Source organism: Spirosoma sp. SC4-14, from assembly GCF_037201965.1.
Classification (GTDB): Bacteria; Bacteroidota; Bacteroidia; order Cytophagales; family Spirosomataceae; genus Spirosoma.
In genome coordinates, this window is record NZ_CP147518.1 from 4,915,353 (window position 1) to 4,930,918 (window position 15,566).

Here is a 15,566-nt window from a genome sequence, read left to right on the forward strand (position 1 = left end):
TCAATTTATTCCTATGCTGCTTATCGAGTAAAAGATCGGGTAGAATCCGGTTCTGTTTGCAGAATATCATATTCACTTTCCAAGAAGAAGTATAATCAATTTCACAATTACGCCCAGTTACTATTAAATTCCGACAAAAGCGGTTTTTACCAAATTTTTTTGGTAGTATATTGCGTGACTTTGTCGCAAACGCCCGTCCCCTGGCTGTCAACTTCTATTAATTTTCCAGCCAGTACGTTCTTTAATTAAGAATTTCCCAATATAAGTTGCTGTTTTTTGTAACTCTGATAATCAGAGCCTTAAAAACGGCAACATAACCCAACGCTGTTACGACCATGTCTGATCAGGTTGACCAAATCACGGAATGCCCGGAACAATCCGGACAAAATCCATCCAATCAGGGACTTTACCGTCCCGAATTTGAACACGACAACTGTGGGATTGGCTTTGTAGCCCATATTAAGGGCCGAAAATCCCACCAGATTGTTTCCGACGCTCTTCAAATGCTCCGCCGGATGGAGCACCGTGGTGCAGTAGGAGCAGAAGCAAACTCTGGCGACGGCGCAGGTCTGCTGATTCAGATTCCTCACGAGTTCTTTCTCGACGAGACTCGTAAGTTAGGCGTTCACCTACCCCCTGCTCTCGAATATGGCGTGGGCATGGTCTATTTTCCGAAAGATGTCTGGCTTCGGGAAGAATGCCGGGCTATTCTGAACCGGAAGATGAAAACGCTTGGGCTGGAATTGCTCTGTTATCGGGTAGTACCGGTCAACAACAGCGATCTGGGTAATGGTTCGCGCTCGGCCGAACCACAAATGGAACAGGTGTTTATCAAGCGTCCTTCCGAAATCACCAACGCCGACGATTTTGAGCGTAAACTTTACATTCTCCGTAACTACAGTACACGTATCATCAACGAAACGGTAGCTGGCGTCGATCATTTTTATTTTTCGTCGCTGTCGTGTCGTACCATTACGTATAAAGGTCAGTTAACGACACTCCAGTTAGAACCCTACTTCCCGGATCTTCAGCAGGACGAAGTGGTTTCGGCACTGGGCGTTGTTCACTCTCGCTTTTCAACCAATACCTTCCCATCCTGGAAACTGGCACAGCCATTCCGCTATATTGCGCATAATGGTGAGATCAATACTGTTCGGGGTAACGTTAACTGGATGAAAGCGGCCGAAGGTTTGCTGGAATCGTCGAAGTTTACGAAAGAGGAGATGGACATGCTATTGCCTATCTGCGACCCCAAACAATCAGATTCGGCCAACCTCGACAATGCCATCGAATTGCTCGTTATGAGCGGCCGGTCGTTGCCGCATGTTATGATGATGCTTATTCCCGAAGCCTGGGATGGCAATGATCATATGGACCCGGTTCGGAAGGCTTTTTATGAATTCCACGCTGCCCTGATTGAACCCTGGGATGGCCCTGCCTCGATTTCATTTACTGATGGCCGTATTGTGGGCGCTACCCTCGACCGGAATGGACTACGTCCCTCACGATTCTGGGTAACCAACGACGATGTTGTCATTATGGCATCGGAAGTTGGCGTTCTTGATATCGACCCAGCTAAAGTCGTTTCAAAAGGCCGTTTGCAACCTGGCAAAATGTTCCTGGTCGATATGGAGCAGGGCCGTATTGTTGCCGACGAAGAAATCAAAGCAGACATATCCTCGCGCCAGCCTTATCAGGAATGGCTGGATGCCAATAAGCTTAGAATTTCGGATCTGGAAGCACCGGTTCGGGCTTATCACAAGTACGAACCGGCCAAATTGCTTCGGATGCAACAGGCATTCGGCTTCACGTCCGAAGACTTGCGGATGATTCTGGCGCCTATGGTCGAAACGGGTAAAGAGGCTCTTGGCTCAATGGGTATTGATATACCACTGGCAATCCTGTCTGAACAAAGCCAGCACCTGAGCCACTATTTCAAACAACTGTTTGCCCAGGTAACCAACCCACCTATCGACTCAATTCGGGAACGGTCGATCATGTCGCTCATTTCGTTTGTGGGCGCTACCTATAACCTCCTGAGCGAATCGCCCAAACATTGCCGCCAGGTAGAACTGGAACAACCGGTTCTGACAACGCAGGAATTCGATAAACTGCGGTTTATCGACAAGCCAAACTTTCAGGCAAAAACCATCAACTGCCTCTTTACAGCCGATGGCGATGGCAAATCGCTCGAACGCGCCCTTGATCGCATCTGTCGTTATGCCGAAGATGCCATTGAAGACGGTTACTCGATTCTGGTTCTGTCTGACCGGGCCATCGATTCGAGCCACGCTCCTATTCCATCACTGCTTTCGACAGCCGCAGTTCACCACCACCTGATTCGTCAGGGGCTACGCGGAAAAGTAGGCATTGTGGTCGAAGCGGGCGATGTTTGGGAAACCCATCACGTAGCTACGCTCATTGGCTATGGCGCATCAGGGGTGAACCCCTATATGGCATTCGAGACGATTGCCAATATGAAAGAAAAAGGCATGTTGCAGGTTGATTATGACCTCGACAAACTTTATAAGAACTACGTAAAGGCCGTCAATGGCGAATTGCTGAAGATCTTCTCGAAAATGGGAATTTCGACCCTGCAATCGTATCAGGGTGCTATGATTTTCGAGTGTCTGGGGTTGAATCAGGATGTAGTAAGTCGCTATTTCACTGGCACAGTGTCGCGCATTGGCGGTATGGGGCTCAATGAAATTGCGAAAGAAATTCTTGTTCGCCATAGCATTGCCTTCCCCGATACACCAGCGTCGATCTCACGCCTTGAAGTGGGTGGTATTTATCAGTGGAAGCAGCGGGGAGAAAAACACATTTTCAATCCCGACACGATTCACCTTCTTCAGCAGTCGACTCAGAAGAACGATTATTCGATCTTCAAAAAATACTCGAAACTGATCAACGATCAGACGCAGAAAGCCATTACGCTGCGTGGCCTGATGGAGTTCAAAAAAGGCAATCCGATTCCATTGGAAGAAGTAGAACCGATTGAAAGCATTTTCAAACGATTTGCTACGGGTGCCATGTCGTTCGGGTCGATCTCGTGGGAAGCCCATACAACGCTGGCGATTGCCATGAACCGCATTGGCGGCAAGAGCAACTCTGGCGAAGGTGGCGAAGACGAGTTGCGCTACAAGCCCCTGGCTAATGGCGACAGCATGAACTCGGCCATCAAACAGGTTGCTTCGGGCCGTTTTGGTGTAACAAGCTACTACCTGACCAATGCGCAGGAGCTACAAATTAAAATGGCGCAGGGTGCAAAACCCGGTGAAGGCGGTCAGTTGCCAGGCCATAAAGTCGATGATTGGATTGGCCGCACGCGCCACTCTACACCAGGTGTAGGATTGATTTCGCCCCCACCTCACCACGACATTTATTCGATTGAGGATTTGGCTCAGCTAATCTCGGACCTCAAGAATGCCAACCGTCAGGCTCGCATCAGTGTCAAGCTGGTATCAGAAGCAGGGGTTGGTACCATTGCAGCCGGAGTAGCTAAAGCCCATGCCGATCATATCCTGATTTCGGGTCATGATGGCGGTACAGGTGCCTCTCCCCTTTCATCGATCCGCCATGCGGGTCTGCCCTGGGAGCTAGGCCTGGCCGAAGCCCATCAGACACTGGTTCGTAACAAACTACGGGGTCGGGTTACGGTACAGACTGATGGCCAGATGCGCACGGGCCGGGATCTGGCCATTGCGGCCCTGCTCGGTGCCGAAGAATTTGGCGTGGCAACGGCGGCTCTGGTGGCTACCGGCTGTATTATGATGCGTAAATGTCATCTGAATACCTGCCCGGTTGGTGTTGCCACTCAGAATAAAGAACTGCGTGCGCTGTTTACCGGTAAGCCTGAGCATGTGGTGAATATGTTCACGTTCCTGGCAATGGAGCTGCGCGAAATCATGGCCGAACTTGGTTTCCGGACGGTTAATGAGATGATTGGTCAGTCGCAGATGCTCAAACTGCGGAACAATCTGCCGCACTGGAAATACAAGAATATCAATCTGGACGCCCTCCTCTACAAAGAGCCAACTAATCTGGATGTAGCCCTTTATAAACAGGAAGAACAGAATCACTACCTGAACGATGTGCTCGACCGGAAGTTGATCGAGGTTTCCAGACCAGCACTCGAATCGGCCGAAGCGGTTTACGCAGAGTTTACGGTTCAGAATATCGACCGCAGCATTGGTACCATGCTCTCGAACGAAATTTCGAAAGTCTATGGCGGCTCAGGATTACCCGAAAGTACGATTCATATCAAGCTACGGGGCACTGCGGGCCAAAGTTTCGGTGCATTTGCTACCAGTGGCATTAAACTCGAACTGGAAGGTGATGCCAACGACTATTTCGGAAAAGGGCTTTGCGGAGCCCAACTGATCGTTTATCCCGATCGTACGGCTCAGTTCCAGCCAGAAGAAAACAGCATTGTTGGTAACGTATCGTTCTATGGTGCTACTTCGGGCGAAGCGTTCATCCGCGGTATGGCAGGCGAACGTTTCTGCGTACGTAACTCGGGTGCGAAAGTGGTTGTTGAGGGCATAGGCGATCATGGCCTGGAATACATGACGGGTGGCCTGGCCATCATTCTGGGCAAAACGGGTCGCAACTTCGCGGCTGGTATGTCGGGAGGGGTAGCCTACGTGTATGATCAGGACGGCACCTTTGCCTCGAAGGTAAACAGGGAAATGGTTACGCTGGATGGGCTCACCAACGAAGACGAATCGATCATTCGGGAGTATGTCGAGAAGCATTTCCAATACACAACCAGCAACGTAGCGCTGGCATTGATTCAGGACTGGGATGTGCAGATTGGTCGGTTTGTGAAGGTAATGCCAAGTGACTTCCGTCAGGCACTGGCCGATCGGGGTATCTCGCTGGCCGAGCAGATTCGGGACAAGAGCGTTGTTTATCAGAACATTGTAGTGGATGTGACGCAGGGGTAATTGCAAAGTAATATGGGAAAGCCTACCGGATTTTTAGAATTTGCGCGTGAGTTGCCTAAAAAGCGCGACCCGCAGGAACGAATTCACGATTATAAAGAAATAGAAATGCCGTTTTCGGAGCAGGACTCGCAACGGCAGGCCGCGCGGTGTATGGACTGCGGCACTCCATTTTGCCACAGTGGCTGTCCGCTGGGAAATATTATTCCTGAGTTCAACGACGCGGTATATGAGCAAAACTGGGCATATGCCTATGAAATCTTAAGCTCAACAAACAACTTCCCGGAGTTTACCGGACGTATTTGCCCGGCCCCCTGCGAAGCATCCTGCGTATTGGGAATTAACAAACCTCCAGTTGCTATTGAGTTTATTGAGAAATCGATAGCCGAAGCCGCTTTTGAGCGTGGCCATGTTATTCCAAAACCACCGAAGGTACGGACCGGAAAACGCGTAGCCGTTGTGGGTTCGGGACCAGCGGGTTTGGCAGCAGCCGCTCAGTTAAATAAAGCAGGGCATGTTGTGACCGTATTTGAACGCGCCGACCAGATTGGCGGATTACTTCGATACGGTATCCCTGATTTCAAGCTGGAAAAATGGACTATCGATCGTCGGCTGGCCGTTATGGAAGCCGAAGGAATTACGTTCAGAACCAGTGTAAATGTTGGCGTAGATATTACGGCTAAAGATTTATTGGACCAGTTCGATCTGGTAATGCTCACGGGCGGTTCAACCGTTCCGCGCGATCTGCCCATTCCGGGTCGTGACCTAAAAGGCGTTTATCCGGCGATGGAGTTTCTGAGCCAGCAGAACAAGCGTATTGCTAACAAACCCGTTCAGGTCGACCATCGTGGTGTGCCGTATGGCGATGGCGAGCTTTGGGCTACCGACAAAAATGTGATCGTTATTGGTGGTGGCGATACTGGTTCTGACTGTGTTGGCACCTCAAATCGTCATGGAGCTGCCAGCGTTACTCAAATTGAGCTAATGCCAATGCCACCCAAAGATCGGGCCGCCAGTACACCCTGGCCAAACTGGCCGATGATGCTCCGGACCAGCACTTCGCATGAAGAGGGTTGTGAGCGGTATTGGTCAATCAATACCAAAGCTTTTATTGGCGACGACAACGGTAATCTGAAAGCGCTGCGAATTGTTGATCTGGAATGGAAAAACGAGAATGGCCGGATGCAAATGGTTGAAGTGCCCAACTCCGAGCGCGATATGCCTTGCGAACTGGCACTGCTTGCCGCTGGCTTCCTGCACCCTCAGCATAATGGCTTACTCGATGACCTTGGTGTTGAGTATGACGAACGGGGCAATGTGAAAGCCGTTAACTACCAAACAACAGCTAACCCCAACGTATTTGCTGCCGGGGATATGCGCCGGGGACAGTCGCTGGTAGTTTGGGCCATCTCGGAAGGTCGCGAGGCTGCCCGTGCAGCAGATAGTTACCTGATGGGCGAAAGTGTGCTGGAAGGTAAAGCGGTTTCAGTACTGGCCGAAGTTTAGAATCTAATTAGATCATATACCCAAAAAGGAGACCAATTGGTCTCCTTTTTGGGTATTACAACTTTTAATACCCTGAGCACAGGGCAATGGCGATGTTTATTTCTCGGCGATAACCTCAATCTCCACCAGAATATTGTCATTTACGATTTTGGGGATGCTCTTGATTGAAGCAATGCCAGGAGCACCCTGTGTAAAATACGTAGCACTAACACCATTGAGCTGCTGAGCCATTGCCGAATTAACCTCACTCGTCTGGCCTTTAATGTGGTACGTTACCTGCTTCACATTACGTAACGTAAGGCCAACGGTTCCGAGAGCCGTTTTCAGATTTTCAAATACCTGCTGTGTTTGGGTAGTTAAGTCTGCTCCTACAATATCTCCGTTATCATTTAGCGGACGCTGATTACTAACATACACCTCCCGACCAGGGCCAGCCGTTTCGACCTTGTAGAGATAGCCCGTTGGTTGCTTTTGAGAAGTTTGAGCTAGTGCCCCCGTAAAGGCAAATACGCTCATGAGCATGGTTAAACAATGTTTCATAACAGACTAGCTGGTTATAACGTAACAGATTCTTCTTTTTCGTCAAAGAACAGGTAATTCAGAAAATCGCAGTAGGGTTTTATGATTCGACACCCACGTACTAGTTCATCGGCAAAGTTTGGCTTCAATACATCCTTATCTGTATACCGATGCACAAAGAAAAGTTCTTTCCGGCGGAGCAAATCAATTTCTGGATGATCGGCAGGGTACCCTTTCGGCATTACCTTCAACGTTTCGCCATGAATTTCAGGAAAATACGCCCTAAACTCGTCGGCTTCGATGATGTTTTTTAACTCCTCCACATTATAATCTACTTCCTGACGAAATTTTGCCAGATTGGTCGGTGTCGGCTGCCACATACCAGCCCCCAGAAACGACTGATTGCCGGGCTGAATCTGAACATAATAATCAATTCGGCCCGAATGGCGCCCACCTGGCCCAATAGCGAATGCCAGGTTAGATTTATACGGCGCCTTGTCTTTAGAAAACCGGATGTCGCGGTTAATCCGAAAGATGCAATCTTTTACGGCTGTGTTTGCCAGTGGTTCAAAAGGACTTAGCCCCGCCAACACGCGTTCGACCACACCACACAGCTCATTTTTAGCACCATCGTACCGGCTGCGGTTTGCCTGAAACCATTCACGATTGTTGTTCTGAACCAGATCGCGCAGAAAATCAAAGGTCTGCGCTGTAAAGACAGCTTTGGATGTCGGTTTTGTTGTCATAACTAACCAAAGATAGACAATTGCGAAATTCTTTCAGTTTTCCAATGCCTGTTTTTCGGTTAATTTATACAATTGCCTGCGCTATTAATCCGCCTGTATCGACTCTTTAACTTCCTTCGCAGGGCACACAGAAAATTCTGTATATTTTCAATAAAAAAATGTAAAATTTAATTAAACTTTATTACAACTATCTGGATATCAGCTTGCATTTCATTTACTCTCACCGTAAATTCGGTTGAATTTCACTAAACCACTTACAGCTATGAATATGTTACACCGCATCGAGCACTGGGGCGACACACATCACCCCGCCTGGACCGATGCACTTCGGATTATGCTGGGGATTATTCTGTTTCTGAAAGGAATCAGTTTTATTAGTGACACAACGTATCTTTCTCAACTGGTAGGCGGTACTCATTTCGACCTGTGGTCGGTTATGATTGTCCACTACGTTGCCTTTGCGCACCTAATGGGTGGTTTTCTGATTGCTATTGGCTGCCTGACCCGTTTGATGATCATTCTGCAACTTCCCATTCTGGTTGGCGCAGTTTTCTTCGTTAATATTCGTCAGGGTTTTTCGCCCTTAAACTCCGAACTCTGGCTGTCGCTGGTTGTGCTGGCCTTGCTGTTAGCCTTTCTGGTATTAGGGTCTGGACGCTTTTCAATGGACGAGTATATGAAACAAAATGCTCGTTGATGGGTTAGTTTGCTAACACTCAACAAGCAACGTTATGGCAGACAAAACTCTTGAAAAAGTCGAAAAAGAGTACCAGGATCAACGCATAACTGGTAATCAGAACAATGGTACAAACCACGGCGAAAAAGGAAACGGACGGAGTTCGGTTTCGCACAAAAGCGCCAAACATTCTAAAGGCAACCACAGCGCTGGTCACCCCAACCAGGGAAATAAAGGGGGGCATAGTAACTGAATCTGACGTGCACCGGCAGCCCGCCGGTGCACGTCAGAAAATATACCGAATCTCGCACCACGGAATTTCGTCCCGCATGATTCGCTCGAATACGGCAATCATTTTACTCTTTAGCTGATGATCGTAGCGAATATTCCAACCTCCGTATTGGCTCACCTTATTTTCCTGAATTTCGGGCACCCATAATAATTCTTCGGCCTTCGGATTAATAGCCAGGTTGGCCTGGTGCTGCCATTGGTTATGCGTCAGAAAAATCACTTCACATTTAAGCTGAGCCTTCACTTCAGGCCGCAGAGCCGCATTAAGTTGCCGAAATAACTCACGATAGTCGTTTCGCCACTCTTTTCCGCCATAAACAATAACAGGCGAAAAATTCACATGAACTTCGTAGCCAGCCTCATAAAAGTCGTTAATGGCCGCAATTCGCTTCTCGATGCTATCGGTTCGAACATCAACTAATTTGCTGACCTGAGCGGGCATTAGGCTGAACCGGACGCGGACTTTTCGCTGCGGATCGAAATCAAGCATAGCCCGGTTCACAAACTTGGTAGCAAAGGTCGCTTTGGCGCGTGGGTGATCCCGAAAAAACGTCAGCACCTGTTTCACGCCATCCGACAGATCATAATCGACCGCGATGTCGGAATTACAGCCAATATCGTAGGTATAAAAAACCGAATCGGTCTGATTAGCAGCTTTGGGCCAAACCTGGCTCATTATGTGCTGATCGACCGTGGTCATTATTTCGCCGACGTTTGTAAACAGCGTGATCGGATTTACTTTCTTGTGGCGGTCGACATAGCAGTACGCACAGGCACCAAAGCAGCCGTTGGCTAAGCTCGGTGCTATAAAATCAGAACTTCGACCACTCCATTTAATGTCCTGCGTTTTGAGCTTGCCCAACACCAACACATCCGACTTCACTTTGAAATGGTTCAAACCGAGTTCGGGCAGGCGGTTATGCTGTTTGACCTGTAGTGTTTCAGCCTCCGGAAATCTGGCTACCACAGCCTTTCCCAAATCATTGAGCGCATCGGCCGTATAGAGGATTGTAGTCGGATTGAAATCGGGCATAAAAGTACGTTGAGATGGCTATTAAGTAACAGTTGCACAAGCCATATAGTTCGTCAGCATCACTACATAACACACTGATTTACAGAGTAAAAAAACTAAAAAACAACCCAACCTTAATGCTTTTGGGTATATTTCCCCGATTTGCACGAAGTTGAATCCAAGTTGAACAACTTTGAATCGGTTCTGTATGAAATCGTTCACAGTTTTACATCACTTCTTTGTAAACGTACAGTCATTTTTCTACAATCATGATCGCTAAACTACTTACTCTTTTCAGTCTGGCCAGCCCTTTCTGCCTTGCTCAAACTACGGCTCCCTTTGACTCTCTACACTGGGAAATGGCTGGTAAGGTATCGCCCGAAACCTATCAGAGCAAAGCCGGCATCCTGCTAACAGACGGGTTCCTCTATTTGAAAGACAACACGTTTGTGGATGGTGTTATTGAGTTCGATATGACCCTGTCGAAGAATCGTTATTTTCCAGGAGTTGGTTTCAGATTACAGGACAAAGAAAACTATGAGCACATCTATCTACGGCCTCATCAGTTAGGTAATCCCGACGCAATCCAATACACGCCAGTTTTCAACGCCCAGTCTGCCTGGCAACTCTATTATGGCGATGGCTATTCGACGGCACTAACCTACCCACTTAACGAATGGGTTCACATTAAGCTGGCCGTTCGGGGCACACAGGCGGAAGTATATGTTGGTAACCCGGCTAAACCTGCGCTGGTAATCCAGCGGTTAAAACGCGGTGTAAAAGCCGGACGTATCAGTCTGGAAAATGAAGCGTCTGCCCCTACCCGATTCGCCAATTTTCAATACACAAAAACCGATAATCCGACCTTGCAGGGGCCATTTAAACCAGAAGGATCGCCTAGACCCGGCACAATAATGCATTGGCAGATTTCGAATACGTTCGATGAAAAGAAGCTCGAAAATGCAGTTTCTCTGCCGTCTGGCCTGGTTAGTCAAATGACCTGGCAAACACTAGCAGCCGAGCCAACAGGAGTTGTCAATGTATCGTCGATCAGTAAGCTGAGCGAAACCAGTAATACGGTGTTTGCCAAACTGATTATACAGTCTGATCAGGATCAGGTAAAAAGATTCCAGTTCGGCTTTAGCGACCGGGCTAAGGTTTATTGCAACGACCGACTACTCTATGCGGGGCACGATGAATTTATGTCGCGGGATTACCGGTTTCTGGGCACTATTGGCTACTTCGATGCCATATACCTCAACTTAAAGAAAGGTAAGAATGAACTCTGGCTCGCCATTTCCGAAAACTTTGGAGGCTGGGGCCTCCAGGGAATTATTGCCGATCAGAGCGGGTTAACGCTCACTCCGTAGATTGGTCATTAGTCATTGGCTATTAGATAGTTACCAATGACTAATGACCACTAACCAATTACGCTTCGTGATGCTTGCCGTCTTGTCCGTTTCCATTGGCAGGTAGAGGTTGCGGAGCATGTTCGGCTGATGGTTCCGACTGTTTGTTTTTCTCGGCGTTCTTTCTCAGTTTTTCAAGACCTTTCTTGCCATAGGCAATGCGGGTAATGCCTACATAGAGCACCGGTACAACAAAAATAGCCAGCGACGTGGCAGCCAGCATACCGCCCAACACCGTTCGGCCAATGGTAGCCCTGGCCACACCACCCGCCCCACTGGCTATAGCCAGCGGAAATACGCCCAGAATAAAGGCGAGCGAGGTCATCAGAATAGGACGTAACCGCAACCGAACGGCTTCGATAGTCGATGCAATCAGTTCTTCGCCCCGGTCGACACGCTCCTTGGCAAATTCGACGATCAGAATAGCGTTTTTGGCAGCCAGACCAATAAGCGTAATCAGACCAATTTGGGCATATACGTTATTGCTCAGATACGGAAATAACATCAGAGCCAGAATGGCACCGAATGCGCCAATAGGCACCGATAACAGAACCGAAAATGGCACCGACCAGCTTTCGTATAAAGCGGCCAGAAACAGGAATACGAACCCAACTGATAGCATAAAAATATAGACGGAGCTATTGCCAGCATTGATTTCTTCCCGGCTCAACCCACCAAAATCGTACGAATAACCCGCCGGAAGTACTTTGGCCGCCACATCGCGCAACACATCATTTACCTGACTACTGCTGTAGCCCTCTTTGGCAGCACCGTTCAACTCCACCGAACGGAATAGGTTGAAGTGCGAAATCAGTGGTGCATTTTCGATTACGCTGGTGGTCATTACGGCACTGATTGGTACCAACTGACCAGCCTGATTACGGACATAATATTGTCCCAGCTTCGAAATATCGTCGCGATACATGGTATCGGCCTGCGCCACTACCCGGAATTTCCGCCCATAAATGATGAAGTCGTTGACATACTGACTACCCAGTAGCGTTTGCATAGTCCGGTAAACATTGCTGACCGATATGCCCAGCTTTTTACATTTTTCCCGATCTACATTGACCCGATAAGCTGGCGTTTTCGCGGTGAAGTAGGTAAAAGCCCGACCAATCTCAGGGCGTTTGTTCAGTTCGGCCAGGAAGTTCTGAACCACATTATCGAATGCCCGAACGTCGTCGTTGCTTTCGCGCTGCTGAATTTCAAATGTAAAGCCTGACGACTGCCCAAGGCCCGGAATGGCCGGTGGCTGCAACACCTGCGGACGTGCGTCGTTCAATCCCGCCAAAGCCCGCTGGAGCTTACCAACCAGCGAATCGGCCTGCATATTCCGTGCTTTCCGATCTTCCCAGGGTTTTAACTGCATAAACACCGTACCACTGTTCGATTTAGATGCGAATGTAACGGCATTCAATCCACCCAATGCAGCAAAATGCGCTACATAAGGTTGCTGTTTCAGAATGCTCATGACTTTATTCAATACCTCCAGACTCCGCGTTGTGGAAGCTGCTTCCGGAATCTCGTAGGTAACAATCAGCCGACCTTCGTCTTCGGTTGGAATAAAACCGGTTGGTTTAGCCCTAAACATTAAGGCTGTTCCTACATACAATACAATCAATCCAACAATTACCAAAGGTGTTGCTTTAATCAGGCGCTTTACGGCATTTGAATACCTGTTTGTAACACGTTCGAACCAGTTATTAAACTTATAGAAGAACTTGTTCAGGCCAGTTGCTTTTTCGTCGATGTGCATTGGCCGTAGCAGCATCGTACACAAAGCGGGGGTCAGTGACAAGGCTACGAATGCCGAAATCAGTACTGATACGGCAATGGTTATGGCAAACTGCTGGTACAAACGGCCCACAATACCCGGTATAAACCCTACAGGAACGAACACGGCTGCCAGAATCAGGGCAATAGCAATTACCGGTGCCGAAATTTCGCGCATGGCTTCGCGGGTGGCATCTTTCGGCGACATTCCCTTATCGATATTCACCTGTACCGCTTCTACCACCACAATGGCATCATCGACCACAATACCAATGGCCAATACAAACGCAAACAGGGTTAGGGTATTTACCGTAAAACCAAGTGGCACAAACAGCGCAAACGTTCCAATGATCGAAACCGGGATTGCCAGCAAGGTAATGAGCGTAGCCCGCCAGCTTTGCAGGAATAAAAACACTACCAACACGACAAGGCCAAGTGCTTCGAGCAACGTTTCGACTACCTCAGAAATAGACACCTGAATTACGGATACCGACTCAAACGGAACCACATATTCAACATCCTTCGGAAATGTCTTTTTGAGAGTTTCCATGGCGGCATAAACCCCCTTTGCCGTCTCAATTGCATTACTACCCGGAAGCTGATAAACAAGCAGATAGGAAGCTCGTTTACCATCAACGAACGAGTTGCTCGCATACGAGAATTTACCCAACTGTACTCGCGCCACATCTTTCAGATAAACCAGCGCTCCACGCGACGGGTCGCTACGGACAATGATGTTGTTGAACTCGTTTTCCTTGCTGAGCCGACTATTCGTAAATACCGTATACTCAAACGCCTGCGAACCAGGTTGTGGCGGTGCGCCTACCGAACCACCAGCAACCTGAAGGTTCTGCTCCTGCAAAGCGGCAACTACATCGTCGGGCGTTAAACCCAACTGCGCCAATCGGTCGGGTTTGAGCCAGATCCGCATACTAAAATCATCGGCCCGGCTGAAAATATCGCCCACACCCGGCACCCGCAGTAAGGCATCGCGGATATAAATATTGGTGTAGTTATCCAGAAACGAAACATTATGGGTGCCATTGGGCGAGAACATGGCCACCAGCATAAACAGCGACGGATTTCGTTTTCGAACGACGACCCCTAATCGGGTAACTTCCTCAGGTAATTGAGGTTGCGCAATTCCAACCCGGTTCTGTACATCGAGTGCGGCAATATTTACATCGGTGCCAATGTTGAATGTCACGTTCATCGTCATTCGCCCGTCGTTGGTTGCGTTGGTTTGTACATAGCTCATCCCCGGTGTGCCGTTCACCTGGGTTTCAATTGGCGTGGCCACCGTTTGTTCTACGGTCTGCGCATCGGCACCCGTGTAGGTACCTGTTACCTGCACAACAGGGGGTGTAATATCGGGATATTGGCTAACCGGCAAACTCAGCAGAGCGAGTATCCCCAGGGCAACAATTACAATAGAGATAACAATTGCCGTTACTGGTCGTTTGATGAATGTTTCTGCAAACACGTCTTTTTCGAATTATGAATGACGAATGATGAAGTATGAATGTCTAGCTTATGCTGGTTTTGTTCATTCATACTTCATCATTCATAATTTATCACTAACTTTCACCTTCGCGCCTTCACGAACTTTCTGCGTGCCTTCGGTAACGATTGTTTCGCCTTCGTCGAGCCCATTTCGAACCACTACCTTCTCGTTGATTCGGGGCCCAAGTGTCACTTTTCTCTGCGTTGCCTTGCTGCTATCGCCAACGGCCCAAACAAAATACTCGCTCATCTGTTCGGTTACCGCTTTATAGGGAATTAGTAGCTCAGGTTTACCCGTACTATTTTTTACCCGAACATTGGCGGCCAGCCCCGCTTTAAGCTGCTTTTGAGGATTTGGAAAGGCAATCCTTACCCGCAGTGTTCCGGTTTGGGGGTCAACGGCCCGGTCGATAATCTGAACCGAACCCGGATATGGATACTTCCCGCCACTGGGCAGCATCAGAATAAATGTCGAATCGCGAACCGCCGATTTGTCGCCCTGAAGCTGTATAAACCGCGAAATTTCCGATTCGTCAACCTGAATATCAGCCGCAATCGGATCGTCGGACGATATGGTATTGAGTGGTGTAGAACCCGGAGCCACAGCAGCGCCCAAACGCACCTGCGAAATACCGATGGTGCCATCCATTGGCGCATAAATGGTCGTATATTTCAGATTCGTAGCTACCTGCTGAATGCTGGCTTCGGCAGCGGCTACCTGCATTTTTGCGGCTTCCAGGGTAGCATTGGCATTGTCGACCAATTGTTTGGCTACAGCATCCTGCTGGGCCAGTGTGTTGTAGCGGTCGGCATCTTTCTGCGCCCGGTTCAGATTGGCTTTCTGTACGTTCAGATTGGCCACGGCCTGGTCATAACTAGCCCGATACTGTTGCGGATCGATGGTATACAGTTTCTGACCTTTCCGCACCCGCTGGCCATCCTGAAAGAAGATTCCGGTTATATTGCCAGCTACCTGCGGCTGTATTTCAACCTCTCGCAACGCCGTTACAGTTGCAGGGAATTCGTCATAATACGTGGCGCTGCCACGGGTCACTTTCACGACCGAAACAGCCGTTGGCGGAGGTGGCCCCTGCTGTTGTGCATTCTTGTTGCCTCCGCAGGAAGCCAGCACAACGCCCGCAGCCAGACAAAGTATATACGGATAAAATTTCATAGAAGTAG

At 48.8% G+C, this 15,566-nt stretch carries 10 protein-coding genes; 5 read left to right on the forward strand and 5 right to left on the reverse strand.

The window, feature by feature from the left end:
• Positions 1-335: 335 nt before the first annotated feature.
• Together gltB and WBJ53_RS20035 are read left to right on the forward strand one after the other, a co-directional pair.
• Positions 336-4,949 (forward strand): glutamate synthase large subunit, encoded by a 4,614-nt coding sequence (gene gltB / locus WBJ53_RS20030; RefSeq protein ID WP_338869401.1) that lies wholly within the window; start codon positions 336-338, stop codon positions 4,947-4,949.
• 12 nt (positions 4,950-4,961) lie between these two features.
• Positions 4,962-6,452: a glutamate synthase subunit beta gene (locus WBJ53_RS20035; protein ID WP_338869403.1), complete on the forward strand. Its 1,491-nt coding sequence runs from the start codon at positions 4,962-4,964 to the stop codon at positions 6,450-6,452.
• 96 nt (positions 6,453-6,548) lie between these two features.
• On the opposite strand, the gene WBJ53_RS20040 is transcribed toward WBJ53_RS20035, so the two are convergent.
• Entirely contained in the window at positions 6,549-6,992 is a 444-nt protein-coding gene (locus WBJ53_RS20040) for a RidA family protein (RefSeq protein ID WP_338869405.1), read from the reverse strand.
• Between the two features lie 14 nt (positions 6,993-7,006).
• Positions 7,007-7,717, reverse strand: a complete 711-nt coding sequence (locus tag WBJ53_RS20045; protein WP_338869407.1) for a DUF2461 domain-containing protein — start codon at positions 7,715-7,717, stop codon at positions 7,007-7,009.
• 262 nt (positions 7,718-7,979) lie between these two features.
• Between WBJ53_RS20045 and WBJ53_RS20050 the strand changes: the two genes are divergently transcribed.
• A complete protein-coding gene (locus tag WBJ53_RS20050) occupies positions 7,980-8,414 on the forward strand; it encodes a DoxX family protein (RefSeq protein ID WP_338869409.1) in 435 nt (144 codons plus the stop codon).
• Between the two features lie 34 nt (positions 8,415-8,448).
• On the forward strand, positions 8,449-8,646 hold the full coding sequence (locus WBJ53_RS20055) for a hypothetical protein (protein ID WP_338869411.1): 198 nt from the start codon (positions 8,449-8,451) through the stop codon (positions 8,644-8,646).
• A gap of 33 nt (positions 8,647-8,679) precedes the next feature.
• On the opposite strand, the gene WBJ53_RS20060 is transcribed toward WBJ53_RS20055, so the two are convergent.
• A complete protein-coding gene (locus WBJ53_RS20060) occupies positions 8,680-9,717 on the reverse strand; it encodes a spore photoproduct lyase family protein (protein ID WP_338869413.1) in 1,038 nt (345 codons plus the stop codon).
• A 248-nt stretch (positions 9,718-9,965) separates the two neighbouring features.
• On the opposite strand from WBJ53_RS20060, the gene WBJ53_RS20065 reads away from it, so the two are divergent.
• A complete protein-coding gene (locus WBJ53_RS20065) occupies positions 9,966-11,066 on the forward strand; it encodes a hypothetical protein (RefSeq protein ID WP_338869415.1) in 1,101 nt (366 codons plus the stop codon).
• A 58-nt stretch (positions 11,067-11,124) separates the two neighbouring features.
• On the opposite strand, the gene WBJ53_RS20070 is transcribed toward WBJ53_RS20065, so the two are convergent.
• On the reverse strand, positions 11,125-14,364 hold the full coding sequence (locus WBJ53_RS20070) for an efflux RND transporter permease subunit (RefSeq protein ID WP_338869417.1): 3,240 nt from the start codon (positions 14,362-14,364) through the stop codon (positions 11,125-11,127).
• Positions 14,365-14,445: 81 nt separating this feature from the next.
• Entirely contained in the window at positions 14,446-15,558 is a 1,113-nt protein-coding gene (locus tag WBJ53_RS20075; protein WP_338869419.1) for an efflux RND transporter periplasmic adaptor subunit, read from the reverse strand.
• Positions 15,559-15,566 lie beyond the last annotated feature (8 nt).

Coding starts and splice junctions, on each gene's coding strand:
- gltB (WP_338869401.1), top strand. CDS start 336: ATGTCTGATCAGGTTGACCAAATCACGGAATGCCCGGAACAATCCGGA.
- WBJ53_RS20035 (WP_338869403.1), top strand. CDS start 4,962: ATGGGAAAGCCTACCGGATTTTTAGAATTTGCGCGTGAGTTGCCTAAA.
- WBJ53_RS20040 (WP_338869405.1), bottom strand. CDS start 6,992: ATGAAACATTGTTTAACCATGCTCATGAGCGTATTTGCCTTTACGGGG.
- WBJ53_RS20045 (WP_338869407.1), bottom strand. CDS start 7,717: ATGACAACAAAACCGACATCCAAAGCTGTCTTTACAGCGCAGACCTTT.
- WBJ53_RS20050 (WP_338869409.1), top strand. CDS start 7,980: ATGAATATGTTACACCGCATCGAGCACTGGGGCGACACACATCACCCC.
- WBJ53_RS20055 (WP_338869411.1), top strand. CDS start 8,449: ATGGCAGACAAAACTCTTGAAAAAGTCGAAAAAGAGTACCAGGATCAA.
- WBJ53_RS20060 (WP_338869413.1), bottom strand. CDS start 9,717: ATGCCCGATTTCAATCCGACTACAATCCTCTATACGGCCGATGCGCTC.
- WBJ53_RS20065 (WP_338869415.1), top strand. CDS start 9,966: ATGATCGCTAAACTACTTACTCTTTTCAGTCTGGCCAGCCCTTTCTGC.
- WBJ53_RS20075 (WP_338869419.1), bottom strand. CDS start 15,558: ATGAAATTTTATCCGTATATACTTTGTCTGGCTGCGGGCGTTGTGCTG.